We start from the raw sequence: 25,929 nt of genomic DNA on the forward strand, positions 1-25,929 counted from the left end.
GTCACCCGCCGGGCGGCGGCTCCACCCGCACGCCAAGCACCGCCTCGCCGCACCGAAGCCGTAACAGAGCCGCACCACCCGTACCGCCGCGCCGCACAGAGCCGTACCAGAGCCGCACCACCCCCGTACCACCCCGCGTAGCCCCGCCCTGCCCTGATCCGCCCTGCCCTGAATCCGGCCCGCATGCCCGCCAAGGGGACCTCATGGCACCAGAACCACCGCTGCTCACCATGAACGGCATCACCAAGTCGTTCCCCGGAGTCCGCGCCCTCGACGGCGTCGACCTCGACGTCCAGGCCGGTGAAGTCCACTGCCTGCTCGGCCAGAACGGCGCCGGCAAGTCCACGCTCATCAAGGTCCTGGCCGGCGCCCACCAGCCCGACACCGGCACCATCCGCTGGCGCGGCGAGGAGGTCACCCTCCGCTCGCCGATCGCCGCGATGCGCCTCGGCATCGCCACCATCTACCAGGAACTCGACCTGGTGGAGCATCTGTCGGTCGCCGAGAACGTCCACCTCGGGCACGAGCCGACCACCGCCGGCTTCATCGTGCGCGGCCGGGCGGCGCGGGCCTCGACGGCCGAGCTCCTCAAGCGGCTCGGGCACCCCGAGATCGATCCCGGACGGCTGGTCGGCGATCTGTCGGCCGCGCAGCAGCAGATCGTCTCCATGGCCCGCGCCCTCTCCCACGACGTCCGGCTCATCGTGATGGACGAGCCGTCCGCCGCCCTCGACCCCGACGAGGTCGACAACCTCTTCCGGATCGTCGGCGACCTCACCGCCGAGGGCGTCGCCGTCGTCTACATCTCGCACCGGCTGGAGGAGATCCGCCGGATCGGCGACCGGGTGACCGTCCTCAAGGACGGCCGGGCCGTGGCCGGCGGACTGCCCGCCAAGTCCACGCCGACCCGTGACGTCGTGGCGATGATGACGGGACGCAACGTCGAGTACGTCTTCCCCGAGCGGCCGGTGCGGGACGCGGCCGGCGGCGACCCGCTCCTCGAGGTCCGCGGGCTCGCCCGCGACGGCGAGTTCGAGGCCCTCGACCTGACCGTGCGGCCCGGGGAGATCGTCGGGCTCGCCGGACTCGTCGGCTCGGGACGCTCCGAGATCCTGGAGACGATCTACGGCGCCCGGCGGCCCACCGCAGGCCAGGTCCTCGTCGACGGGCGCCCGCTCAGGCCCGGCAGCGTACGGGCCGCCGTGCGCGCCGGACTCGGGCTCGCCCCCGAGGAACGCAAGGCGCAGGCCCTGCTGATGCTGGAGTCCGTCACCCGCAACGTGTCCGTGTCGTCCATGTCCCGCTTCGCACGCGGCGGCTGGATCGACCGGGCCGCCGAACGCGGCGCGGCCCGCGCCGCCACCCGCGAACTGTCCCTGCGCCCCGACAACCCGTCGGTGCCGGTGCGCACCCTGTCCGGCGGCAACCAGCAGAAGGCCGTCCTGGCCCGCTGGCTGCTGCGCGGCTGCCGTGTCCTGCTGCTCGACGAACCCACCCGGGGCGTCGACGTCGGCGCCCGCGCCGAGCTGTACGCGGTCGTGCGGCGGCTGGCGGACGAAGGGCTCGGCGTGCTGCTGGTCTCCAGCGAAGTACCCGAGGTGCTGGGGCTCGCCGACCGCGTCCTGGTGCTGCGCGAGGGCCGTGTCGTCCACACGGCCCCCGCCCTCGAACTCGACGAACACCGCGTACTCGACCTCGTCATGGAAGGAAGCCCGGCGTCATGACGCAGCACGCCTCCCCGCCGCGGGACAGCACCGACAAGGTGCCCCCGACCGGTGCGGCGCCCGCCTGGCGCGGCCTGACGGCCCACGCCGACGTGCGCACCCTGTCCCTGCTCGGCGTTCTCGCCGCGCTGATCCTCATCGGCGGCATCACCAAGCCGGACGAGTTCCTCGACACCCGCAACCTCCAACTGGTACTCACCCAGGCCTCCGTGATCGGTGTCGTCACCGTCGGCATGACCTTCGTCATCATCTCCGGCGGCATCGACCTGTCCGTCGGCGCGATCGTCGCGCTGGCCTCGGTGTGGGCGACCACGGTCGCCACCCAGGAGTACGGCTTCGCCGGCATCCTCTTCACGGCGGTCATCGTCGGAGTGGGATGCGGGCTGGTCAACGGGGTGCTGATCGCCTACGGAGCGATGGTGCCGTTCATCGCGACGCTCGCCATGCTGGCCTCCGCGCGCGGCCTGGCGCTGCAGATCACCGACGGCAAGACGCAGATCGTCACCATCCCCTCGGTCCTCGACCTCGGTGAGCGCGACGCCTACGTCCTCGGCATCCCGCCGCTGGTCATGGTGTTCGCGGTCGTGACGATCATCGGCTGGCTGGTGCTGAACCGCACCACCTTCGGCCGGCGCACGGTCGCCGTCGGCGGCAACCCGGAGGCGGCCCGGCTCGCCGGCATCGACGTCCGCCGCCAGCGCCTCTACCTCTATCTGCTGTCCGGACTGTGCTGCGGCATCGCCGCGTTCCTGCTGATCATCCTGTCCGGCTCCGGTCAGAACACCAACGGCAACCTCTACGAACTCGACGCCATCGCGGCCGCGATCATCGGCGGCACGCTGCTCACCGGAGGCCGCGGCACCATCGTCGGCTCGGTGCTCGGCGTCCTGATCTTCACCACCATCACCAACATCTTCGCCCTGAACAACCTGCAGAGCGACGTCCAGCAGATCGCCAAGGGCGCGATCATCGTCGCCGCCGTGCTGGTCCAGCGCCGTACCGCGAGCACGACCTGAGGAAAGGGTTCACCGCCATGCCAGAGTTCACCAGCCGCAGAGGGCTGCTGTTCGGAACCGCCGCCGTGGGCGCCGGAGCCCTCCTCACGGGCTGCACGAGCAACGAGTCCAAGGACGAGCCGGCCGCGAACGACCAGCCGGCCGCCGACGACAAGCCCGGCAAGCAGGTCACCATCGGCTTCGCCGGACCCCAGGCCGACCACGGCTGGCTCAACGCGATCAACGACAACGCCAAGAGCCGCGCCAAGAAGTACTCCGACGTGACGCTGGAGATCACCGAGGGCTCGAACGACACCGCCCAGCAGATCGGCCAGATCGAGACCCTCATCAACAAGAAGGTCGACGTCCTGGTGATCCTGCCCGCCGACGGCAAGGCGCTCACCCAGGTCGGTCTGAAGGCGATGCGCGCCGGCATCCCGGTCATCAACCTCGACCGGATCTTCAACACCCCGCAGGCGTACCGCTGCTGGATCGGCGGCGACAACTACGGCATGGGCCTCAACGCCGGCCACTACATCGGCGAGAAGCTCAAGGGCAAGTCCGACGCCAAGGTCATCGAGCTGGCCGGCCTGGACAACCTCGAACTGACCAAGCAGCGCACCCAGGGCTTCGACGACGCCCTGAAGAACTACCCGAACATCAAGAAGGTGGCCCGTCAGGCCGCCGAGTTCACCGTCGAGTCCGGTCAGTCCAAGATGGCCCAACTGCTGCAGGCGCAGTCGAAGTTCGACGCGCTGTGGAACCACGACGACGACCAGGGTGTCGGCGCCCTGCGCGCCATCGAGCAGGCCGGCCGCGACGACTTCCTGATGGTCGGCGGCGCCGGAGCGCTCTCCGCCTTCCAGGCCATCAAGAAGGACGACGGCGTCCTCAAGGCCACGGTGCTGTACCCGCCGACCATGGCCGCGTCCGCCATCGACCTGGCCCGTGCGCTGGGCCAGGGCAAGGGCGTCGGCGGCATGGCCGAGTTCGAGATCCCCGCCTCGATCACGCTCTACTCGGCCGTCGTCGACAAGGACAACGTCGACCAGTACATGTCCACCGGCTTCAAGTGAGGCGCCCCCTGCCCGACGGGGACGGGGAGTCCGTCGGGCAGGGCCGGGGGCGGCCGGGGCGGGCACCGGCCGGCGGGCACACCGCCGGCCGGCGCGCGGCGGACGGCACACGGGCCGGCGTCCCGGCCCGTACGCGCGGCGACCGGGGCCCCGGCACGCCCCCCACCCCCCACCGCGGCACGACGACGAGGAGGACTATCGCATGGGACAGCCGCAGCAGCCCGGCCAGGCCGAGGCGGAGGCAGGGGCCGCCGGGTCGGGCGCACCGCCCCTGCGCGTCGGCATGGTCGGGTACGCCTTCATGGGCGCGGCCCACTCGCAGGGCTGGCGCACCGCGGGCCGGGTCTTCGACCTGCCCCGCACCCCGGTGCTCGCCGCGATCTGCGGCCGGGACGCCGGCGCCGTACGCGCCGCCGCCGACCGGCACGGGTGGGCGTCGGCGGAGACCGACTGGCGCACCCTGATCGCCCGCGACGACATCGACCTCGTCGACATCTGCACCCCCGGCGACAGCCACGCCGAGATCGCGCTCGCGGCGCTGGCCGCCGGCAAGCACGTCCTGTGCGAGAAGCCCCTGGCGAACACCGTCGAGGAGGCCGAGGCGATGGCCGCGGCGGCCGCACGGGCGCAGGCCGACGGCCAGGTCGCGATGGTCGGCTTCAACTACCGCCGGCTGCCCGCCACCGCGCTGGCCCGCGACATGGTCGCGGAGGGACGGCTGGGCCGGCTCCGCCATGTGCGGGTCACCTACCTCCAGGACTGGCTGGTGGACCCGCAGTTCCCGCTGACCTGGCGGCTGCGCAGGGAGTCGGCCGGCTCCGGCTCGCTCGGCGACCTCGGCGCGCACATCGTCGACCTCGCCCAGCACCTCGCGGGGGAGCGGCTGACCGGGGTGTCCGCGATGACGGAGACCTTCGTCCGGGAACGCCCGCTGCCCGGCGGCGCGGCGAGCGGACTGTCCGCCGTGGAGGCCGGCGAGGCCACCGGCGCGGTCACCGTGGACGACGCCGCCCTGTTCACGGGCCGCTTCGCCTCCGGCGCGCTCGCCTCCTTCGAGGCCACCCGCTACGCCACCGGCCGCAAGAACGCCCTGCGCATCGAGCTGAACGGCGAGCACGGCTCGCTCGCCTTCGACCTGGAGCGGCTCAACGAACTCGCGTACCACGACGGCCGGGAGCCGGGCACCCACGCCGGGTTCCGCCGCATCCTCGTCACCGAACCCGACCACCCCTACCTGGACGCCTGGTGGCCGCCGGGCCACGGCCTGGGCTACGAGCACTCGTTCGTGCACCAGGCCCGCGACCTGGTCCACGCCGTCGCCGAGGGCCGCTCGCCGCAGCCCACGTTCGCCGACGGACTCCAGGTGCAGCGCGTCCTCGCGGCGGTCGAGGAGAGCGCCGAGAAGAACTCCGTCTTCACCCCGATAGCCGTCTGAGGAGGCCAACGAGAATGCCGCGCACGTTCACGCTGTTCACCGGCCAGTGGGCCGACCTGCCGCTGGAGGAGGTCTGCCGGCTCGCCCGCGACTTCGGCTACGACGGACTCGAACTCGCCTGTTGGGGCGACCACTTCGAGGTCGACAAGGCGCTGAGCGACCCCGGGTACGTCGAGTCCCGGCACCAGCTCCTCGACAAGTACGGCCTGAAGTGCTGGGCCATCTCCAACCACCTGGTGGGCCAGGCCGTCTGCGACGCCATCATCGACGAGCGTCACCAGGCGATCCTGCCCGCCGACGTCTGGGGCGACGGCGAGGCGGAGGGGGTGCGCCGGCGGGCCGCGGAGCGGATCAAGGACACCGCGCGCGCCGCCGCGGCCTTCGGCGTGGACACGGTGATCGGGTTCACCGGCTCGGCCATCTGGCATCTGGTCGCCATGTTCCCGCCCGCCCCCGAGTCGATGATCGAGCGGGGCTACGAGGACTTCGCCGAGCGCTGGAACCCGATCCTGGACGTCTTCGACGCCGAGGGCGTGCGCTTCGCCCACGAGGTCCACCCGAGCGAGATCGCCTACGACTACTGGACGACCGTACGCACCCTGGAGGCGGTGGACCACCGGCCCGCGTTCGGGCTGAACTTCGACCCGTCGCACTTCGTGTGGCAGGACCTCGACCCGGTCGGCTTCCTGTGGGACTTCCGCGACCGGATCTACCACGTCGACTGCAAGGAGGCCCGCCGGCGGCTCGACGGGCGCAACGGCCGGCTCGGCTCCCATCTGCCGTGGGGCGATCCGCGCCGCGGCTGGGACTTCGTGTCGGCCGGGCACGGGGACGTCCCATGGGAGGACGTGTTCCGGATGCTGCGGTCCATCGACTACCAGGGGCCGATCTCCGTGGAGTGGGAGGACGCCGGCATGGACCGGCTGCAGGGCGCCCCGGAGGCCCTGAGCCGGCTCAAGGCCTTCGATTTCGAGCCGCCCAGCGCGTCCTTCGACGCCGCGTTCAACAGCTGAGCCAGTAACCGACCGCAGGTCGGGGACGGGGATCGGCGACACCGCCGATCCCCCCTCCGACCTGCGCGGATACGGCTTTGTCCTCGGATGGGAAAAAGTTCAACCGAATCGGGTGCAAGGGGTGTTCGCCCCGCACGGACCCGGTTACCGTCCTTGAGGTGTTCAGGACACACCTATCTCCGGGGTGACGGCGCACCCCGGCGCCCGCACCGCACGTCTCCAGCACCCACCCGTACGGCCCCATTCCGTTCCCGGAGGGACTTCGTGCACAGAACCGGACTCAGAGACACCCGCACCCCCAGGCGTCGCACACTGCGCACCACCGTCGCCCTGTTCACCGGCCTGCTCCTGGCCGTCGGCACCCCGGCCACCGTCGCCGGCGCCCACCCCGGCCACCCGGAGCACGATGAACCGGCCGCCGCCGAGGGCCAGTTCCAGCAGGTGCCGCTCGCCAAGGGCGAACCCGAGATGGGCGAGCCGATGTCGCTCGCCGTGCTCCCCGACCGCAGCGTCCTGCACACCTCGCGCGACGGCACGCTGCGCCTGACCGACCAGGGCGGCGTCACCAAGATCGCCGGCCGCCTCGACGTCTACAACCACGACGAGGAGGGCCTCCAGGGTGTCGGCGTCGACCCGGACTTCAAGAACAACCGGGCCATTTACCTGTACTACGCCCCGCCGCTGGACACCCCCGCCGGCGACGCCCCCGAGACCGGCACCGCCGACGACTTCAAGAAGTTCGACGGCGTCAACCGCCTCTCCCGCTTCACGCTGAACGCCAACGGCACCCTCAACCTGGCCAGCGAGAAGAAGGTCATCGACGTCGCGGCCTCCCGCGGCATCTGCTGCCACGTCGGCGGCGACATCGACTTCGACGCCGAGGGCAACCTCTACCTGTCCACCGGCGACGACACCAACCCCTTCGCCTCCGACGGCTACACGCCCATCGACGACCGGGCCAACCGCAACCCGGCCTTCGACGCGCGCCGCAGCTCCGGCAACACCAACGACCTGCGCGGCAAGATCCTGCGCATCAAGGTCGCCGAGGACGGCTCGTACACCGTCCCCGAGGGCAACCTCTTCCCGCCGGGCACCGAGAAGACCCGCCCCGAGATCTACGCGATGGGCTTCCGCAACCCGTTCCGGATGAGCGTCGACGACAAGACCGGCATCGTCTACGTCGGTGACTACGGCCCCGACGCCGGCACCGCCAGCCCCACCCGCGGCCCGGGCGGCCAGGTCGAGTTCGCCAAGGTCACCAAGGCCGCCAACTTCGGCTGGCCGTTCTGCACCGGCGACAACGACCCGTACGTCGACTACGACTTCGGGACCGGCGCCTCCGGTGAGACGTTCGACTGCGACGCCCCGGAGAACACCTCGCCGCACAACACGGGCCTGACCGAGCTGCCGCCCGCGCAGCCCGCCTGGATCCCGTACGACGGCGGCTCCCTGCCCGAGTTCGGCAGCGGCTCCGAGTCCCCGATGGGCGGCCCGGTCTACCGCTACGACCCCGACCTCGACTCCAAGGTGAAGTTCCCGGAGGAGTACGACGGCGACTTCTTCGCCGGCGAGTTCGGCCGCCGCTGGATCAAGCGGATCGAGCAGAACGAGGACGGCTCGGTCGCGAAGATCAACGACTTCCCGTGGACCGGCACCCAGATCATGGACATGGAGTTCGGCCCCGACGGCGCGCTCTACGTCCTCGACTACGGCGTCTCCTGGTTCCAGGGCGACGAGCACTCCGCGCTCTACCGGATCGAGAACGCCGAGGACGGCTTCTCCCCGATCGCCGAGGTCAGCGCCGACAAGACGTCCGGCGCCGCCGGCCTCAAGGTCAAGTTCACCGGCTCCGCGAAGGACGCCGACTCCACCGACCTCACCTACAGCTGGGACTTCGGCGACGGCACCAAGGGCGAGGGCCTGACCCCCACCCACCAGTACAAGAAGGTCGGCACCTACAGCGCGACCTTCACCGCCAAGGACCCCGAGGGCAACACGGGCAATGCCAGCGTCCGAATCGTCGTCGGCAACACCGAACCCAAGGTGCGCATCGACATCCCGGGCAACGGGGCGCTCGCCGAGTTCGGCAAGCCCGTCCCGTTCAAGGTGACGGTCACCGACCCCGAGGAGACCGTCGACTGCTCCAAGGTCAAGGTCGTCTACAGCCTCGGCCACGACTCCCACGCCCATGAACTCACCAGCGAGATGGGCTGCGAGGGCACCCTGACCCCGCCCCCCGGTGACGGCGGGCACGATCCCAACGCCGACATCTACGGCGTCGTCGGCGCCAGTTACACGGACGGCGGGGCCAACGGCCAGGAGGCCCTGACCGGCACCGCCCGCACCGTGCTCCAGCCGCTGCACCGCCAGGCCGAGCACTTCACCGCCCAGTCCGGCGTCAACACCTTCGACAAGGCGACGGCCCACGGAGGCAAGACGGTCGGGGACATCGACGACGGCGACTGGATCTCCTTCAGCCCCTACCGTTTCGCCGGGCAGAAGAAGATGACCGTACGCGCCTCCTCCGGCGGCTCCGGCGGCTTCATCGAGCTGCGCACCGGCTCGCCCGACGGACCGCTGCACGGCTCCGCGTACATCCCGCCGACCGGCAGCTGGGACACGTTCCAGGACGTCGACGTGCCGCTGCGGGCCCTGCCGAAGAAGACCACCGAGATCTACCTGGTCTTCAAGGGCGGCGAGGGCGCCCTGTACGACGTGGACGACTTCGAGTTCTCCACCCAGCCGTTCAAGGGCGGCAAGAAGGTCCTCGTCTTCTCGAAGACCGCCGGCTTCCGGCACGACTCCATCCCGGCCGGCGTCGCCGCCCTGAAGGAACTCGGCGCCCCGGCCGGCATCACGGTCGACGCGACCGAGGAGGCCCGCCAGTTCACCACCACCAACCTCGCCAAGTACGACGCGGTGGCGTTCCTCTCCACCACGGGTGACGTCCTCAACGCCGAGCAGCAGAAGGCGTTCGAGGACTACGTGGCCGGCGGTGGCGCCTACATGGGCATCCACGCCGCCGCCGACACCGAGTACGACTGGGAGTTCTACGGCGGACTCGTCGGCGCCTACTTCCAGTCCCACCCGGCCATCCAGAAGGCCACCGTCCGCGTCGAGGACCACGACCACCCGGCCACCGCGCACCTGGACGACACCTGGGAGCGCACCGACGAGTGGTACAACTACCGCACCAACCCGCGGGAGAAGGCCAAGGTCCTCGCCACCCTGGACGAGACCACCTACCAGGGCGGCACCATGAAGGGCGACCACCCGATCGCCTGGTGCCAGACCTACGGCGGCGGACGCTCCTTCTACACCGGCGGCGGCCACACCAAGGAGTCCTACGCGGACGAGGCGTTCCGCGCCCATCTGCTCGGCGGCCTCCAGTACGCCACCGGCCAGGTCAAGGCCGACTGCAAGCCGGACAAGGGCTACCGGAAGATCTTCAACGGCGAGACCCTGGACGGCTGGAAGCAGGCCGGCCCCGGCAGGTTCGTCGTCAAGGACGGCGGGGTCATGGACACCGAGGGCGGCATGGGCCTGCTCTGGTACCAGGCCAAGGAGCTGAAGTCGTACTCGCTCAAGCTCGACTGGAAGATGAGCGGCGACGACAACTCCGGTGTCTTCGTGGGCTTCCCGGCCTCCGACGACCCCTGGTCCGCGGTGAACAAGGGCTACGAGATCCAGATCGACGCCACGGACGCGCCCGACCGCACCACGGGCTCCGTCTACTCGTTCAAGTCGGCCAACATCAAGGCCCGTGACCAGGTCCTGCGGCCGCCCGGCCATTGGAACTCCTACGAGATCAAGGTCCAGGGCGAACGCCTCCAGGTGTTCCTCAACGGAGTCAAGATCAACGACTTCACCAACAAGGACCCCGAGCGGAGCCTGACCGACGGCTACATCGGCCTGCAGAACCACGGTGCCGACGACCAGGTCTCCTTCCGCAACATCCAGCTGAAGGAACTGCCCGTCCAGGGCGACTGAACGGCGGCGGGCGGGGGACGCCGGACCCCCGCCCGCCGTCCCTCGCCCTCCCCCCGGTGTTCGCGCACGACCAGGAGGCTGCCCATGTCCGCGTCCGCGTCCCCTTCCGCGCCCCAGCGCCGCCCGCGTACGGGGGTGTGGCTGATCGGAGCCCGCGGCTCCGTCGCCACCACCGTCGTCACGGGGTGCGCCGCCATCGCCGCCGGACTGCACCCGCCGACCGGCATGGTGACCGAGACCCCCGCCTTCGCCGACAGCGGCCTGCCCGCCCTGTCCGACCTCGTCTTCGGCGGCCACGACACCCTCGACTGCCCGCTCCCCAAGCGCGCCGAGACCCTGACCGCCGGGGGAGTCCTCCCGCCCGGCGTCGCCACCGCCGTGGCCTCCGAACTCGCCGCCGCCGACCGTGAGATCAGGCCCGGCGGCCCCACCCGCGGGGACACCCGCACCGAGGCCGAACTGATCGACACGTTCGCCGCCGACATCCGCGACTTCACCCGCCGCCACGGCCTGGAACGGACGGTCGTGGTGAACGTCGCCTCCACCGAACCCGCCTCCGAGGGCCGTGCGGACGCCCCCCTCCCGGCCAGCACCCTCTACGCCCTCGCCGCCCTCCGCGCAGGCTGCCCCTACGTCAACTTCACCCCCTCCGAGGGTATGCACCACCCCGTCGCCGCCCGCGAGGCCGAACGCAGCGGCCTGCCGTACGCCGGCCGGGACGGCAAGACCGGGCAGACCCTGCTGCGGGCCGTGCTGGGCCCGATGTTCGCCCAGCGGGCCCTGACCGTCCGGGCCTGGTCCGGCACCAACCTGCTCGGCGGCGGGGACGGCGCCGCCCTCGCCGACCCGGCCGCCGCCGCCGCGAAGAACGCCGGCAAGGAACGCGTCCTCGCCGACACCCTCGGCACCGTTCCCGAGGGCGAGGTCCACATCGACGACGTCCCGGCGCTCGGCGACTGGAAGACCGCCTGGGACCACATCGCCTTCGACGGCTTCCTCGGCACCCGTATGGTCCTGCAGACCATCTGGCAGGGCTGCGACTCGGCCCTCGCGGCCCCCCTCGTCCTCGACCTGGCCCGCCTCACCGCCCGCGCCCACGAAACCGGCCTCTCCGGCCCCCTTGCCCCCCTCGGCTTCTACTTCAAGGACCCGCAGGGGGACGGACCGGCGAGCTTGGGGGAGCAGTTTGCGGTGTTGGTGGGGTGGGGGGAGCGGTTGTCCTCGGCCGACGCCGGCAGTTCGGGGTCCGAGTCCGCGCACTCCGAATCCGCGGGCTCCGACTCTGCCGGCTCCGAGTCCGCCGACTCCGTCGCGGAGGGGCGTTCGTGAGCCGTCGCCGTGCGTGGGCCGAACTGCTGCGCCTTCCGGCCCTGTTCACCGTCCCCGGCGACGCCCTGAGCGGTGCCGTCGCCTCCGGGGGCCGGCCCGGCCCCCGCACCCTGCTCGCCATCGGCTCCTCCCTCTGCCTCTACGAGGCCGGCATGGCCCTCAACGACTGGGCGGACCGCGCCGAGGACGCCGTGGAACGCCCCCACCGCCCGCTGCCCTCCGGCCGCATCCCGCCATCCTCCGCCCTCACGGCGGCCTGCGCCCTGACCGCCGCCGGTCTGGGCCTCGCCGCCGGTGCGGGCCGTCCCGCCCTGGCCGTGGCGACCCCACTGGCCGCCACCGTCTGGGCGTACGACCTCGGCCTGAAGCACACTCCCGCCGGGCCCGTCGCCATGGCCGCCGCCCGCGGCCTCGACCACCTCCTCGGCGCGGCCGCCACCACCGGCCGCCCCCGCGCCGCCCTGCCCTCAGCGGCCCTGCTCGGCACCCACACCCTCGCGGTGACGGCCGTCTCCCGCCGCGAGACGCAGGGCGGCACGTCCCTGCCACCCCTGGCGGCCCTGGGGGCCACGGCCGTGCTGGCGCGAGTGGTGGCGGCGGGCGGGAGACGCGAGGAGGCCGCCGCGCGCGGTGGTCCCTCTCTGCGGGGTGGTCACTCCCAGCGGGACTCCTTGTGGGGCGGCCCCACCCCCGCCCAGGCCCTGCGCACCGCCCTGGCCGCCACCTACGCCGTCACCGCCGGGCGCCCGTACACGCACGCCGCGCTCAACCCCTCACCGCCCCTCACCCAGCGGGCGGTCGGCGGTGGCATCCGGGCCACCATCCCGCTCCAGGCGGCACTCGCGGCCCGCGCCGGAGCCGGGCTCACCGCCCTGGCCATCGCCGCGCTCGCCCCGCTCGGCCGGAGGTACGCGAAGAAGGTGAGCATCACATGAGCTCCTGGCCCGATCCGTCCCCGGCCCGGGTACGGCCCGCCCGGGGAGCCGCCGGCCCGGACCCGGCACAGCCCCCTGCGCGAGCCGCCGCCACCGTCCCTCCCAGCCCGCTCCGCTTCGGTTACGGCACCAACGGGCTCGCCGATCTCCGGCTCGACGACGCGCTCGGGCTTCTCGCCGACCTCGGGTACGACGGGCTCGGGCTGACGCTCGATCACATGCATCTCGACCCGTACGCCCCGGACCTGACCGCGCGCACCGCCCGCCTCGCCCGCCGGCTGGCCGAACTCGGCCTGAGCGTCACCGTGGAGACGGGTGCCCGCTATGTGCTCGACGCCCGCCGCAAGCACGGCCCCTCGCTGCTGGACCCGGAGCCCGCCGACCGCGCCCGCCGCGTGGACCTGCTGCTGCGGGCCGTCCGCGTCGCCGCCGACCTCGGCGCCCACGCCGTGCACTGCTTCAGCGGCGTCCTCCCACCCGGCACCGACGAGGACACGGCGTGGAAGCGCCTGACCGACAACCTCACCCCGGTCCTGGACGCCGCCGCTGCCGCCGGCGTCCCCCTCGCCGTCGAACCGGAACCCGGCCACCTCGTGGCCCGTCTCGACGACTTCCACCGGCTGCGCCGCACCCTGGGCGACCCCGGACCGCTCGGGCTCACCCTCGACATCGGCCACTGCCAGTGCCTGGAAGCCGACTCTCCCGCCGACTGCGTACGCGCCGCCGCGCCCTGGCTGCGCCATGTGCAGATCGAGGACATGCGACGCGGCGTCCACGAGCACCTCCCGTTCGGGGAGGGGGAGATCGACTTCCCGCCCGTCCTCGCGGCCCTCGCCGCGACCGGCTACCAGGGCCTGACGGTCGTCGAACTGCCCCGCCACTCCCACGCAGGCCCTCACTACGCCGAACTCTCCCTCCCGTTCCTCCGCCGAGCCGAGGCCACCGCCCTCGGCGCATCCGTCCCCGTCCCCTCTCACGGCGATCCCTCCGCCACCCCCGAAGGGAGCACCTCATGACCCACCCCCGCACCAGCCCGGCGACCCCGGGCGCGGACACCGCCGCCAACCCCTCCACGGACCACGCCACCGGCACCGGACCCAGACCCGCGGCCGGCCCGAGCGACCCGGCCCCCGGCACCACATCCCCCGGCACCACATCCCCCGGCACCACATCCCCCGGCACCACGACCCTCGCCGCTGCCACCCCCGCCGAGCTGCGCGACCACGTCACCGCCGGGCTCGACGACCCCGCACGCGGCTGGCTGCGCCGCGCGCTCGACGAGGCCGCCGCCCACCCGGGCACCCACGGGCCCATCTCCGTGTGGGAGCTGCGCATCGCGGAGGCCGGCCGCCGCTGCGGTCCCGAGCACGCCGACGCCGCCCGCGTCCTCATCCTGCACGCGGCCCGCGCCGACGCCGAGGCCCTCAGCCGGGTCTACTACCAGGGCACCGGCGCCGAACGCCGCGCCGTCCTGTACGCCCTGCCGCATCTGGTGCCCGGCCCCGAAGGGCTGCCGCTCGTCGAGGACGCCCTGCGCACCAACGACACCCGGCTCCTCACCGCCGCCGTGGGCTCCTACGCCGCCCGGCACCTCGACGCCCACCAGTGGCGGCACGCCGTCCTGAAGTGCCTGTTCACCGGCGTGCCCGTGGACGCCGTCGCCGACCTGGACCGCAGGGCCGAAGGCGACACCGAGCTCGCCCGCATGCTCACGGACTACGCGGCCGAGCGCACCGCCGCCGGCCGTACCGTCCCCGCCGACCTGCACCGCGTGCTGACCTTGACCGACCCCCCGGCCACCCCCTCCGCGCCCGCCGCCGACCACGGCTGAGCGCAACCGACGGCAAGGAGTCCCGATGCGCCTCTTCGACCCCCACATCCACATGACGTCGCGCACCACCGACGACTACGAGGCCATGTACGCCGCCGGTGTCCGTGCCGTCGTCGAACCCTCCTTCTGGCTCGGCCAACCCCGCACCTCTCCCGCCTCCTTCCTCGACTACTTCGACGCCCTCCTCGGCTGGGAGCCCTTCCGCGCCGCCCAGCACGGCATCGCCCACCACTGCACCCTCGCCCTCAACCCCAAGGAGGCGAACGACCCCCGCTGTGTCCCGGTCCTCGACGAACTTCCCCGCTATCTCGTCAAGGACCAGGTCGTCGCCGTCGGCGAGATCGGCTACGACTCGATGACCCCCGCCGAGGACACGGCTCTCGCCGCCCAGCTCGAACTCGCCGCCGCCCACGAACTGCCCGCCCTGGTCCACACCCCGCACCGCGACAAGCTCGCCGGCCTGCGCCGCACCCTCGACGTCGTCCGCGAGTCCGCCCTGCCCGTCGACCATGTGCTGATCGACCACCTGAACGAGACCACCGTCAAGGAGGCCAAGGACAGCGGCTGCTGGCTCGGCTTCTCCGTCTATCCCGACACCAAGATGGACGAGGAACGGATGGTCGCCATCCTGCGCGCCTACGGCCCCGAGCGGGTCCTGGTGAACTCCGCGGCCGACTGGGGCCGCAGCGACCCGCTGAAGACCCGCAAGGTCGCCGATCTGATGCTCGCCGAGGGCTTCGACGAGGACGACGTGGACCGGGTGCTGTGGCGCAACCCCGTCGCCTTCTACGGGCTGAGCGGCCGCCTCACCCTCGACGTGACCACGACGGACGCCACCCACGAGGGCAACTCCATCCTCCGCGGAGTACCGAAGGACCCCGGCGCACTCAAGGACCCCGGCGCACCGGAGGATTCCGATACACCGGCCGGCCGGCCCGAGGCGTCCGCCGTCCCGGGGGCGTGACACATGCGCTTCCGCCACCCCGACGGCTCCACCGTCCACCTCGCCTACTGCACCAACGTGCACCCGGCGGAGACCCTCGACGGCGTCCTCGCCCAGCTGCGCGACCACTGCGAGCCCGTCCGCCGCCGGCTCGGACGCGACCGCCTGGGCATCGGCCTCTGGCTCGCCAAGGACGCCGCCCGGGCCCTGGTCTCCGACCCGTCCGCGCTGCGCGGGCTGCGCACCGAACTCGACCGGCGCGGCCTGGAGGTCGTCACCCTCAACGGCTTCCCCTATGAGGGCTTCGGCGCCGAGGAGGTCAAGTACCGCGTCTACAAGCCGGACTGGGCCGACCCCGAGCGCCTGGAGCACACCACCGCCCTGGCCCGGGTCATCGCCGGCCTGCTGCCCGACGACGTCACCCGCGGCACCATCTCCACCCTGCCGCTGGCCTGGCGCACCGCCTACGACGACCGGCGCGCGGAAGCCGCCCGCACCGCCCTGGCCACCCTCGGCGAACGCCTCGACGCTCTCCAGGAACTCACCGGCCGGGACATCCGTGTCGGCCTGGAACCCGAACCGGGCTGTGTCGTCGAGACCACCGGTGACGCTCTCGCCCCGCTCGCCGCGATCGGCCACCCCCGGATCGGGATCTGCGTCGACACCTGCCACCTCGCCACCTCCTTCGAAGATCCGCACACCGCCCTGGACGCCCTCACCGCGGCCGGCGTCCCCGTCGTCAAGTCCCAGCTGTCCGCCGCGCTGCACGCCGAACACCCGCACCTCCCCGAGGTCCGCGAAGCCCTGGCCGCCTTCGACGAACCCCGCTTCCTGCACCAGACCCGCGTCGGCACCGCCGCCGGCCTGCGCGGCACCGACGACCTCGGCGAGGCCCTCACCGGTGACGCCCTGCCCGACGCCGCGCCATGGCGCGCCCACTTCCACGTACCGCTGCACGCCGAGCCCGCGGCGCCCCTCACCTCCACCCTCCCCGTGCTCAAGTCCGTACTGACCCGGCTGGCCGGCGGACCCAAGCCGCTCACCCACCACCTCGAGGTCGAGACCTACACCTGGCAGGCCCTGCCGCCCGAGCTACGGCCCCGCGCCCGCAACCAGCTCGCCGACGGCATCGCCGCCGAACTCACCCTCGCCCGCGACCTGCTGACCGACCTCGGCCTGAAGGAGCTGCCATGACCGAGCGACCCGACCCGTCCCCCGGGCACGGCGACCCCTCCGGCGCCACCGGCCGCCCCACGCCCCTCCTCGTCCTCGACGTCGTCGGCCTCACCCCCCGTCTGCTGCACCACATGCCCCACCTCAAGAAGCTCGCCCAGTCCGGCTCCCAGGCGCCGCTCGGCACCGTCCTGCCCGCCGTCACCTGCGCCGCCCAGTCCACCTTCCTCACCGGCACCCACCCCTCCGAGCACGGCATCGTCGGCAACGGCTGGTACTTCCGCGAACTCGGCGACGTCCTGCTGTGGCGCCAGCACAACGGACTGGTCACCGGCGACAAGCTGTGGGACGCCGCCCGCCGCGCCCACCCCGGCTACACGGTCGCCAACATCTGCTGGTGGTACGCCATGGGCGCCGACACCGACATCACCGTCACCCCCCGTCCCGTCTACTACGCCGACGGCCGCAAGGAACCCGACTGTTACACCCGGCCCCCGGCCCTGCACGACGAACTCACCGACAAACTCGGCACCTTCCCGCTGTTCCACTTCTGGGGACCCGGCGCCGACCTGGTGTCCAGCCGCTGGATCATCGACGCCACCCGGCACATCATGCGGACCCGCGACACCGACCTGACCCTGTGCTACCTCCCTCATCTCGACTACGACCTGCAGCGCTTCGGCCCCGACGACCCGCGCTCCCTGCAGGCCGCCACCGACCTGGACACGGCCCTCGCCCCGCTCCTGGACGACGCCCGCGAGCAGGGCCGTACCGTCGTCGCCCTCTCCGAGTACGGCATCACCCGCGTCGACCGGCCCGTCGACATCAACCGGGCCCTGCGCCGCGCCGGACTCCTCGAGGTGCACACCCAGGACGGCATGGAGTACCTGGACCCGATGGCGTCCCGCGCCTTCGCCGTCGCCGACCACCAGATCGCGCACGTCTACGTCCACCGGCCCGAGGACCTCGACGCGACCAGGGAGGCCCTGAAGGACCTGCCCGGCATCGAGCGGCTCCTCGACGACGAGGGCAAGAAGACCCACCATCTCGACCACCCCCGCGCGGGCGAACTGGTCGCCGTCGCGGAGCCCGACGCCTGGTTCACGTACTACTACTGGCTCGACGACGACCGCGCGCCCGACTTCGCGCAGCTCGTCGAGATCCACCGCAAACCCGGCTACGACCCGGTCGAACTCTTCATGGATCCCCTCGACCCCTACGTCAAGGTCAAGGCCGCGACAGCGCTCGCCCGCAAGAAACTCGGCATGCGCTACCGCATGGCGGTCGTGCCCCTGGATCCGTCACCTATTCGAGGCAGCCACGGCCGCCTCCCCGCGAGCGACGACGAAGGTCCGCTCCTCATCTGCTCCACCCCCCGCGCTGTCGGAGACCGCGTCGCGGCCACCGACGTCAAGCAACTCCTGCTCCGGCTCGCCGGACTCGGCTGACACCGCACGACGCACGGCCGCCGAGATCCGACTACCGAGAGTGAAACACACGGCACTGACAACGGCCCGTCCCGGCGCCATCGGGACCGGCCACGACCGAGAAGGCAGGGCACCCGTGACCCCGTACAACGACCCCAGCACCCCAGCCGTCCCCCTCACCGCCACCCCCGACGAGGCGCTGCGCCGCAGCCTCGGCGTGGGCCGCCGCCGCTTCCTCAGCACCTGCACCGCCGTGGCCGCCGGCGCCGTCGCCGCCCCGGTCTTCGGCGCCGCCCCCGCCCTGGCCCAGGACCGGGGCAGAGACCACGGCCATGACCACGGCCGCGGCCAGGTGCTCGTACCGCCGCACAAGCGCGGCATCATCCTCTACACCGTCCGCGACGCCACCGCCCGCGACCCGCTGGCCAGCGACCTGCCGTCCGGCTTCCGCGAGGTGTTCAAGCAGCTCGCCCGGCACGGCTACCGGCAGGTCGAGTTCGCCGGTTACAACCAGCACGCGAACGCCCCCGGCGGCGCCGGCCTGGAGTCGGTCGAGGGCGCCAAGCTCCTGCGCCGCTGGCTCGACGAGTACGGGCTGCGCGCCCAGGGCAACCACGGCTTCATCCCGTCGTCCTGGCCGCTGACCGAGGCCGACAAGGACACCTTCAAGAAGCACCTGGAGATCGCCAACATCCTCGGCATGGACCACATGGGCACCGGCGGCGACCCCACCGGCAGCTCCTACCGCGCCGACTGGGACGTGGCCGCCGACAAGTGGAACGCTCTCGGTGAGATAGCCCGCCGCGAGGGCATCAAGCTCTACACCCACAACCACGACAGCGCCTACGGCTTCCTGCTCGACGGCGGCCCGCTGGACGACCAGGGCCGCCCGACCCGCAGTTCGGGCATCCGGAAGCTGGAGTACTTCCTCAAGGTCACCGACCCGAAGCTGGTCTGGCTGGAGATGGACATCTTCTGGGCGCACGTCGCCCAGTACAAGTTCCACACCTACACCGCGCACGACGGCTCCACCCGCAAGAACGTCTTCGACCCGGCGGCCCTGGTCGCCCGGCACAACAAGCGCTACCCGCTGTTCCACGCCAAGGACGGTGTCGTCAGCACCACCAACGGCATGGGCTGGGACATGGTGCCGTTCGGCACCGGCGACATCGACTACACGACGTTCTTCTCCCGCGTCGGGCTGAGCAACTACCGCAACCCGATGGTGGAGGACGACAACTCCCCGAGCGCCACCGACCCCGCGCAGTCGCTGCGCGAGGCCAAGATCAGCTACGACAACATGGCGGCCCTGCGCAAGCGGCGCTGCTGAGCGGTACGCGACACGGACCGGGCGGTCCCTCCCGAGGTACGGGAGGGGCCGCCCGGTCCGTGCGGTGGTGCGGAAGGCGCCCGGCTCAGCCCTCCCCGAGCGGGCGGGGGTTCGGCGTCACCTTCTTGCTCTTCGTGCGCCCCGGCGGTTGCAGGAACAGCGCGACCACTCCGGCGAACAGCGAGATGCCGCCCGCCAGTCCGAAGGCGCCGTTGAAGCCCCACGCGGCGACGACCATGGAACCCATGCCCGCGCCCAGGCCGGAGACCAGCTTGGAGCTGTAGACCATCCCGTAGTTGGTGGCGTTGTTGTTCTCACCGAAGTAGTCCGCGGTCAGCGCCGCGAACATCGGGAAGATGGCGCCGCCGCCGAAGCCCGAGATGGCCGAGAAGATCAGGAACAGCGGCAGGTTCTTGATCTCCGCCGACCAGATGATGCCGAACTGCGCCAGCCCCAGGATGAGACACACGTACAGCAGGCACTGCTTGCGGCCGTAGAGGTCGGACAGCCAGCCGATCACACCGCGCCCGGTGCCGTTGACGATCGCCTTCAGCGACATGGCGGTGGCCACGATGCCGGCCGCGAAGCCCGCGTCCTCGCCGATGTCGACCTGGAACGCGATGCCGAAGATGTTCACGCCGGAGGTGCAGGCGAGACAGAACCACATCAGCGCGACCCGGCCGGTCTTCCATGCCTCAAGGGGTGAGTACTGCTTGACGGCCGGCGGGTTCTTCTCCAGCGAGCGCCGGGCCCGCGGGTCGTCCGGCGGGTTCAGCGGGTCGATGGTGTCGGGCCACCAGTTCTTCGGCGGGTCACGGAAGAAGGACCCGGCGACGGCAACCACCGCGGCGAGGAACAGACCGCAGGAGACCAGCACCCAGCGGAAGTTCGAGCCGTCCATGTAGCCGTGGAAGATGAACACGAACGGCACCGAGCCGTAGGCGAAACCGCCGTTGACGAAGCCGGTCTTGCCGCCCTTGCGCTCCGGGTACCACTTGCCGACCATGTTGACGCAGGTCGCGTACACCATGCCCGCGCCCATCCCGCTGAAGACGCCGAACCCGAGGAAGGCGAGGGCGACATGCGGCGCGAAGGCCAGCGACAGATAGCCGAGCAGCGTGCCGACCGCACCGAGCATCATCGCCCACCGCGCGGGCAGCTTGCCGTTCTCCCGCAGCCGTCCCGCCGGGAAGGCCACCGCGGCCTGGCAGAACACCCAGGCGGTCATCATCCAGTAGATGCTGCTGCTGGACCACTGGTGGGCCTCGTGCAGCGTGTCCTCGGCGGACGCGAAGGCGTACTCGGCGGACGAGATGCCCATCATGCCCACCCAGGGCAGGATCACCATCCACTTGCGTTTGCGGCCCATGATGTCGACGTCGGTCTCGCCGACACGGTAGACGCGTCCGTTCCTGTCGGTCACCTCCCGGTAGGTGGCGACCCGCGTAACGTCGGTAGTTGTCACGTTGTTTGCACCCCTTGCGTCGAAAGTTCTGGCCAGCGCCCCCTGTCCAATGCCTTTCGTGCGCGCACGGGTCCCGGAGCCGGCCGACGCGCACCGTCGGCCGGCCCCCCGCAGCCTCACCTCATGAGCCGCCCCCCAGCAGTCCCGCCGCCCGCGCCCACCGGTACTTGGCGCCCAGCACGGCCACCGGCTTCTCGGTCGTGTACGGGTACGCCACGACCCCCCGCTCGAAGAGGTACTGGCAGGCCTCCTCGACCTCCACGTCGCCCGCGAGCGACGCGACGACCGGCTTCTCGATGCCCCGCTCGCGGAACTCGGCCACCACGCGCGCGGTGAGCTCCGCGAAGACCATCGGGGGAGTGACGATGGTGTGCCAGTAGCCGAGGACCAGCGCATGGATCCGGGGGTCCTCCAGACCGAGCCGGATCGTCGCCTCGTACGTCGACGGCGGCTCGCCCCCGGTGATGTCCACCGGGTTGCCCGCCGCGCCGAACGGCGGGATGAACCGGCGGAACGCCTCGTCCAGATCCGGCGGGATCTCCATCAGGGACAGGCCGTTGTCCGTCACCGCGTCCGACAGCAGCACCCCGCTGCCGCCCGCCCCCGTGATGATCACGACGTTGTCGCCCTGCGGCGTGGGCAGGACCGGCAACGCGCGCGCGTACTCCAGCATCTCGTTGAGCCCGGGAGCCCGGATGACGCCGGCCTGCCGCAGGATGTCGTCGTACACGGCGTCGTCGCCCGCCAGAGCCCCGGTGTGCGACCCGGCGGCCTTGGCGCCGGCGGCCGTCCGCCCCGCCTTCAGCACCACGACGGGCTTCTTCGGCACGGTCGCCCGCGCCGCCTCGACGAAGGCGCGGCCGTCCTTGAGGTCCTCCAGGTGCATCGCGATGCACTCGGTGTGCGGGTCCTCGCCGAACCAGGTCAGCAGGTCGTCCTCGTCCAGGTCCGACTTGTTGCCGAGGCCGACGATCGCCGACACACCGGTCTTGGTGGTCCGCGCGAAGCCCAGGATCGCCATGCCGATGCCGCCGGACTGCGAGGTCAGCGCCACCCCGCCCTTGACGTCGTACGGCGTGCAGAACGTGGCGCACAGGTCCTGCCACGTCGAGTAGTAGCCGTAGATGTTCGGCCCGAGCAGCCGGATGCCGTGCCGCTCCGCGATCGCGACGATCTCCTCCTGGAGGGCGTGCTCACCGGTCTCCGCGAACCCGGAGGGGATCAGCACGGCGTTCGGGATGCCCTTGCGCCCCACCTCCTCCAGTGCCGACGCCACGAACTTCGCGGGGATGGCGAAGACCGCCACATCCACCTCACCGGGTACGTCCGTGACACTCTTGTACGCCTTGCGGCCCAGAATGTCATCGGCCCGGGGGTTCACCGGATGGATGTCCCCGGCGAAACCGCCGTCGACCAGGTTGCGCATCACCGAGTTGCCGATCTTGCCCTGCTCGTTGGACGCGCCGATCACGGCGACCGACGACGGCTGCATCAGCCGGCGCATCGAGGTGAGGATCTCCGCGCGCGTGTAGCGCCTGCGCTCCTTGCGCACCTCGGAGGAGAGGATCACCCGGATGTCGGCGGCCACCGCACCCTCCGCCGTGGCGATGACCGGGTTGAGGTCCACCTCGGCGATCTCCGGGAAGTCCGCGACGAGTTGGCCCACCCGGCGGATCTGCTCGGCGACCGCCCACCGGTCCACGGCGGCCTGGCCGCGCACCCCGCGCAGGATCTCCGCGGAGCGGATCGAGTCCAGCATGGACAGCGCCTCGTCGGCGGTCACGGGCGCCAGCCGGAAGGTGACGTCCTTCAGGACCTCCACCAGGACCCCGCCCAGCCCGAACGCGACCACCTTCCCGAACGTCGGATCGGTGACCGCGCCGACGATGACCTCCTGCCCTCGCGGCAGCAATTCCTGCACCTGGACGCCCTCGATACGGGCGTCCGCGTCGTACGCGCGCGCGTTGTCGACGATGCGGTGGAACGCCGCCCGTACGTCCGCCGCCCCCTCGACACCCACGATCACCCCGCCGGCGTCGGTCTTGTGCAGGATGTCGGGGGAGACGATCTTCATGACGACCGGCCCGCCGAAGCGCGCCGCGTACGCCACCGCCTCGTCGACGTCCCTCGCCAGCTCCTCGCCCGGTACGGCGATCCCGTACGCGTCGGCGATCACCTTGCCCTCGGGCGCGGTCAGCGCGGTACGGCCATCCGCCCGCACCGCGTCGAGCAGCGTCCGCACCCGGATGACGCGGTCCTCGGCCATCACGTCAGATCACCCCGTTCGACTTGAGCAGGCGCAGCTCCTCGTCGCCGAGGCCGAGCTCGCCGACGTAGACCTCTGCGTTGTGCTCGCCGAGCAGCGGTGAACTGGTCACCTCCACCGGCGAGTCGGACAGCTTCAGCGGGCTGCCCACAGTCACGAAGTCGCCGCGCTCGGGGTGCGGGACGGTGACCACCATCTCGTTCGCGACCAGCGAGGAGTCCTCGATGATCTCCTTCGTGGACAGGATCGGCCCGCACGGGATGTTGTGGGCGTTCAGCCGCTCCAGCACCTCCCACTTGGGCAGCGTCGACGACCACTCCTCGATCAGCTGGAACATCTTGCTCAGCTTGGGCAGCCGGGCCTCCGGCGTCGCCCACTCGGGGTCGTCGGCCAGCTCGGGCCGGCCGATGAGCTCGCTGACCGGCTTCCAGCCGACGGGCTGCACGATGACGTACACGTAGTCGTTCGGGCCGCCCGGCGCGCACTTGACCGCCCAGCCCGGCTGACCTCCGCCGGACGCGTTCCCGGACCGGGGAACCTCGTCGCCGAAGTCGTCGTTGGGATATTCGGGAAGTGGGCCGTGGGACAGGCGCTGCTGATCGCGCAGCTTCACCCGGCAGAGGTTGAGCACGGCATGCTGCATGGCCACATTGACCCGCTGCCCGCGCCCGGTGGACTCGCGCTGGAAGAGCGCCGCGAGAATCCCGGCCACGGCGTGCACCCCCGTGCCCGAGTCCCCGATCTGGGCCCCCGTCGCCAGCGGCGGCCCGTCCTCGAAACCGGTGGTCGACATCGACCCGCCCATGGCCTGCGCCACGACCTCGTACGCCTTGAAGTCGGTGTACGGGCCGTCGCCGAACCCCTTGATGGAGGCATAGACGATCCGAGGATTGATCTCCTGGATGCGGTCCCAGGTGAAGCCCATGCGGTCGACCGCGCCCGGCCCGAAGTTCTCGACCATGACGTCGGAGCGCCGGATCAGCTCGGTCAGGATCTCCTTGCCGCGCTCGGTCTTGGTGTTCAGGGTGATGCTCCGCTTGTTGCAGTTGAGCATCGTGAAGTAGAGGGAGTCGACGTCCGGGAGGTCGCGCAACTGCTTGCGCGTGATGTCACCGGTCGGCGCCTCCAGCTTGACGACGTCCGCGCCGAGCCAGGCGAGCAACTGGGTCGCGGACGGCCCGGACTGCACATGCGTCATGTCCAGGACGCGGATGCCTTCGAGAGCCTTGGACGGAGTATCCGTCGTGCCGGTCATGCAGGCCACCTCACTTGTACATGGTCTGGTTCATGGTTCCGGGGGCGTACGCGTCGGGATCGACCCAGACGTTGATCAGCGACGGCTTCCCGGACTCACGGGCGCGCCGCAGCGCGGGGCCGATGTCGGCGGGGTCGCGGACCTCCTCGCCGTAACCGCCCAGCATCTGCGCGAACTTGTCGTAGTGGACGTCGCCGAGCGTGTTGCCGACCCGCTCGCGCTCCAGGCCGTACTTCTGCGCCTGGCCGTAACGGATCTGGTTCATCGAGGAGTTGTTGCCGACGATGCCGACGAAGGGGAGGTCGTAGCGGACGAGGGTCTCGAAGTCCCAGCCGGTCAGGGAGAACGCGCCGTCGCCGAAGAGCGCGACGACCTCCTTGTCGGGCCGCGCCTGCTTGGCCGCGAGCACGAACGGCACCCCGACGCCGAGCGTGCCGAGCGGACCCGGGTCCATCCAGTGCCCGGGCGACTTGGGCTGCACGACCTGACCGGAGAAGGTGACGATGTCGCCGCCGTCGCCGATGTAGATGGAGTCCTCGGTGAGGAAGTCGTTGATCTCGCTGACCAGCCGGTACGGGTGGATCGGCGAGGCGTCCGACCTCAGGCTGGGCAGCCGCTTCTCCAGGGCGGTCTGCTCGGCCGCGCGCAGCTCGTCCAGCCACTCCTTGCGCTTGGACGCGCCCCCGTTGACGCGCCCGGACGCGGCCTCGGTCACCGACTTCAGCACCAGGCCGGCGTCCCCGACGATGCCGAGGTCGATGTCGCGGTTCTTGCCGACGGTGCGGTAGTCGAGGTCGATCTGCACGACGGTCGCGTCCGGCGACAGCCGCTTGCCGTAGCCCATGCGGAAGTCGAAGGGCGTGCCGACGATCACGATGACGTCGGCGTTGGAGAAGGCGTAGCGGCGGGACAGCTGGAAGTGGTGCGGGTCGCCGGGCGGCAGGGTGCCGCGGCCGGCACCGTTCATATAGGCGGGGATGTTGAGGGTGCGTACGAGTTCTATGGCCGCCTCGGTGCCCCGTGTCGTCCACACCTGGCTGCCGAGCAGGATGGCCGGCTTCTCGGCGTGGACGAGCAGATCGGCGAGCCGCTCCACGGCTTCCGGGTCACCGGCGGAGCGGGTGGAGGCACGGTAGGCGCCCGCCTGGGGCACCCGCGCCTTGGCCACCGGCACCTTGGCGTCGAGGACGTCGCGGGGGATCTCCAGGAAGGAGGGCCCGGGGGCGCCGTGGTAGCACTCGCGGAACGCCATCGAGACCATGTCCGCGGCGCGCGCCGTGTCCGGCACGGCCGCCGCGAACTTGGTGATCGGCGTCATCATGTCGACGTGCGGCAGGTCCTGCAGGGACCCCATCTTGTGCTGGGTGAGGGCGCCCTGGCCGCCGATGAGCAGCATCGGTGACTCGGCGCGGAAGGCGTTGGCGACGCCGGTGACGGCGTCGGTGGTGCCGGGTCCGGCGGTGACGACGGCGCAGCCGGGCTTGCCGGTGATACGGGCGTACCCGTCGGCGGCGTGGGCGGCGACCTGCTCGTGACGGACGTCGACGACCTCGATGCCCTCGTCGACGCAGCCGTCGTAGATGTCGATGATGTGGCCGCCGCAGAGGGTGTAGATGCGGTCGACCCCCTCGGCCTTCAGCGCCTTGGCTACGAGATGACCACCGGAGATGACGTCCTGGGTGTCGTCGGGCATGGCGAAGTCCTGTCCCTTCGTAGGGGGTGGGAGCGGCTCTCGCGGTACA

18 protein-coding genes are annotated in these 25,929 nt (G+C 71.5%); 14 read left to right on the forward strand and 4 right to left on the reverse strand.

Going from position 1 to position 25,929, the window contains the following annotated elements; all coding sequences use genetic code 11:
- Positions 1 to 203 precede the first annotated feature (203 nt).
- The 14 genes from KBY32_RS00175 to KBY32_RS00240 all read left to right on the forward strand — a co-directional run bounded on the left by KBY32_RS00175 (position 204) and on the right by KBY32_RS00240 (position 19,201).
- Positions 204 to 1,724, forward strand: coding sequence for a sugar ABC transporter ATP-binding protein (locus tag KBY32_RS00175; protein ID WP_210978344.1), 1,521 nt, complete (start codon positions 204 to 206; stop codon positions 1,722 to 1,724).
- The gene (locus KBY32_RS00180; protein WP_055619296.1) at positions 1,721 to 2,740 is read left to right on the forward strand and encodes an ABC transporter permease; all 1,020 of its coding nucleotides are present in this window, start codon (positions 1,721 to 1,723) and stop codon (positions 2,738 to 2,740) included. Before KBY32_RS00175 ends, KBY32_RS00180 begins: the two co-directional genes overlap by 4 nt.
- A gap of 17 nt (positions 2,741 to 2,757) precedes the next feature.
- A complete protein-coding gene (locus KBY32_RS00185; protein ID WP_055619295.1) occupies positions 2,758 to 3,795 on the forward strand; it encodes a substrate-binding domain-containing protein in 1,038 nt (345 codons plus the stop codon).
- 202 nt (positions 3,796 to 3,997) lie between these two features.
- Positions 3,998 to 5,230, forward strand: a complete 1,233-nt coding sequence (locus KBY32_RS00190; RefSeq protein ID WP_210978345.1) for a Gfo/Idh/MocA family protein — start codon at positions 3,998 to 4,000, stop codon at positions 5,228 to 5,230.
- A 14-nt stretch (positions 5,231 to 5,244) separates the two neighbouring features.
- Positions 5,245 to 6,243, forward strand: a complete 999-nt coding sequence (locus KBY32_RS00195) for a sugar phosphate isomerase/epimerase (protein WP_210978346.1) — start codon at positions 5,245 to 5,247, stop codon at positions 6,241 to 6,243.
- A 264-nt stretch (positions 6,244 to 6,507) separates the two neighbouring features.
- Positions 6,508 to 10,233 carry a ThuA domain-containing protein gene (locus tag KBY32_RS00200; RefSeq protein WP_210978347.1) on the forward strand — a complete coding sequence of 1,242 codons (3,726 nt, stop codon included), beginning with the start codon at positions 6,508 to 6,510 and terminating at the stop codon, positions 10,231 to 10,233.
- A gap of 84 nt (positions 10,234 to 10,317) precedes the next feature.
- Positions 10,318 to 11,562: an inositol-3-phosphate synthase gene (locus tag KBY32_RS00205; protein ID WP_210978348.1), complete on the forward strand. Its 1,245-nt coding sequence runs from the start codon at positions 10,318 to 10,320 to the stop codon at positions 11,560 to 11,562.
- The gene (locus KBY32_RS00210; RefSeq protein ID WP_210978349.1) at positions 11,559 to 12,497 is read left to right on the forward strand and encodes an SCO3242 family prenyltransferase; all 939 of its coding nucleotides are present in this window, start codon (positions 11,559 to 11,561) and stop codon (positions 12,495 to 12,497) included. Before KBY32_RS00205 ends, KBY32_RS00210 begins: the two co-directional genes overlap by 4 nt.
- Positions 12,494 to 13,513, forward strand: coding sequence for a sugar phosphate isomerase/epimerase (locus tag KBY32_RS00215; RefSeq protein WP_210978350.1), 1,020 nt, complete (start codon positions 12,494 to 12,496; stop codon positions 13,511 to 13,513). The genes KBY32_RS00210 and KBY32_RS00215 overlap by 4 nt, the downstream gene beginning before the upstream one ends.
- A complete protein-coding gene (locus tag KBY32_RS00220) occupies positions 13,510 to 14,328 on the forward strand; it encodes an EboA domain-containing protein (RefSeq protein WP_210978351.1) in 819 nt (272 codons plus the stop codon). Before KBY32_RS00215 ends, KBY32_RS00220 begins: the two co-directional genes overlap by 4 nt.
- Positions 14,329 to 14,353: 25 nt before the next feature.
- Positions 14,354 to 15,292, forward strand: a complete 939-nt coding sequence (locus KBY32_RS00225; protein WP_210978352.1) for a TatD family hydrolase — start codon at positions 14,354 to 14,356, stop codon at positions 15,290 to 15,292.
- 3 nt (positions 15,293 to 15,295) lie between these two features.
- Positions 15,296 to 16,465, forward strand: a complete 1,170-nt coding sequence (gene eboE / locus KBY32_RS00230; protein WP_210978353.1) for a metabolite traffic protein EboE — start codon at positions 15,296 to 15,298, stop codon at positions 16,463 to 16,465.
- On the forward strand, positions 16,462 to 17,892 hold the full coding sequence (locus tag KBY32_RS00235) for a nucleotide pyrophosphatase/phosphodiesterase family protein (RefSeq protein WP_210978354.1): 1,431 nt from the start codon (positions 16,462 to 16,464) through the stop codon (positions 17,890 to 17,892). The genes eboE and KBY32_RS00235 overlap by 4 nt, the downstream gene beginning before the upstream one ends.
- A gap of 115 nt (positions 17,893 to 18,007) precedes the next feature.
- A complete protein-coding gene (locus KBY32_RS00240; protein ID WP_210978355.1) occupies positions 18,008 to 19,201 on the forward strand; it encodes a sugar phosphate isomerase/epimerase in 1,194 nt (397 codons plus the stop codon).
- Between the two features lie 85 nt (positions 19,202 to 19,286).
- On the opposite strand, the gene KBY32_RS00245 is transcribed toward KBY32_RS00240, so the two are convergent.
- From KBY32_RS00245 to KBY32_RS00260, 4 genes are all read right to left on the reverse strand, one after another.
- On the reverse strand, positions 19,287 to 20,666 hold the full coding sequence (locus tag KBY32_RS00245) for an OFA family MFS transporter (RefSeq protein WP_210978356.1): 1,380 nt from the start codon (positions 20,664 to 20,666) through the stop codon (positions 19,287 to 19,289).
- 121 nt (positions 20,667 to 20,787) lie between these two features.
- Complete coding sequence (locus KBY32_RS00250; protein WP_210978357.1) at positions 20,788 to 22,932, reverse strand: acetate--CoA ligase family protein; 2,145 nt, start codon at positions 22,930 to 22,932, stop codon at positions 20,788 to 20,790.
- A 4-nt stretch (positions 22,933 to 22,936) separates the two neighbouring features.
- Positions 22,937 to 24,187, reverse strand: a complete 1,251-nt coding sequence (gene frc, locus KBY32_RS00255; protein ID WP_055619547.1) for a formyl-CoA transferase — start codon at positions 24,185 to 24,187, stop codon at positions 22,937 to 22,939.
- A gap of 10 nt (positions 24,188 to 24,197) precedes the next feature.
- Positions 24,198 to 25,880 (reverse strand): thiamine pyrophosphate-binding protein, encoded by a 1,683-nt coding sequence (locus KBY32_RS00260; protein ID WP_055619283.1) that lies wholly within the window; start codon positions 25,878 to 25,880, stop codon positions 24,198 to 24,200.
- Positions 25,881 to 25,929: the final 49 nt, after the last annotated feature.

This window comes from Streptomyces sp. RK62, assembly GCF_018070255.1.
GTDB classification, from domain to species: Bacteria; Actinomycetota; Actinomycetes; order Streptomycetales; family Streptomycetaceae; genus Streptomyces; species Streptomyces nigra.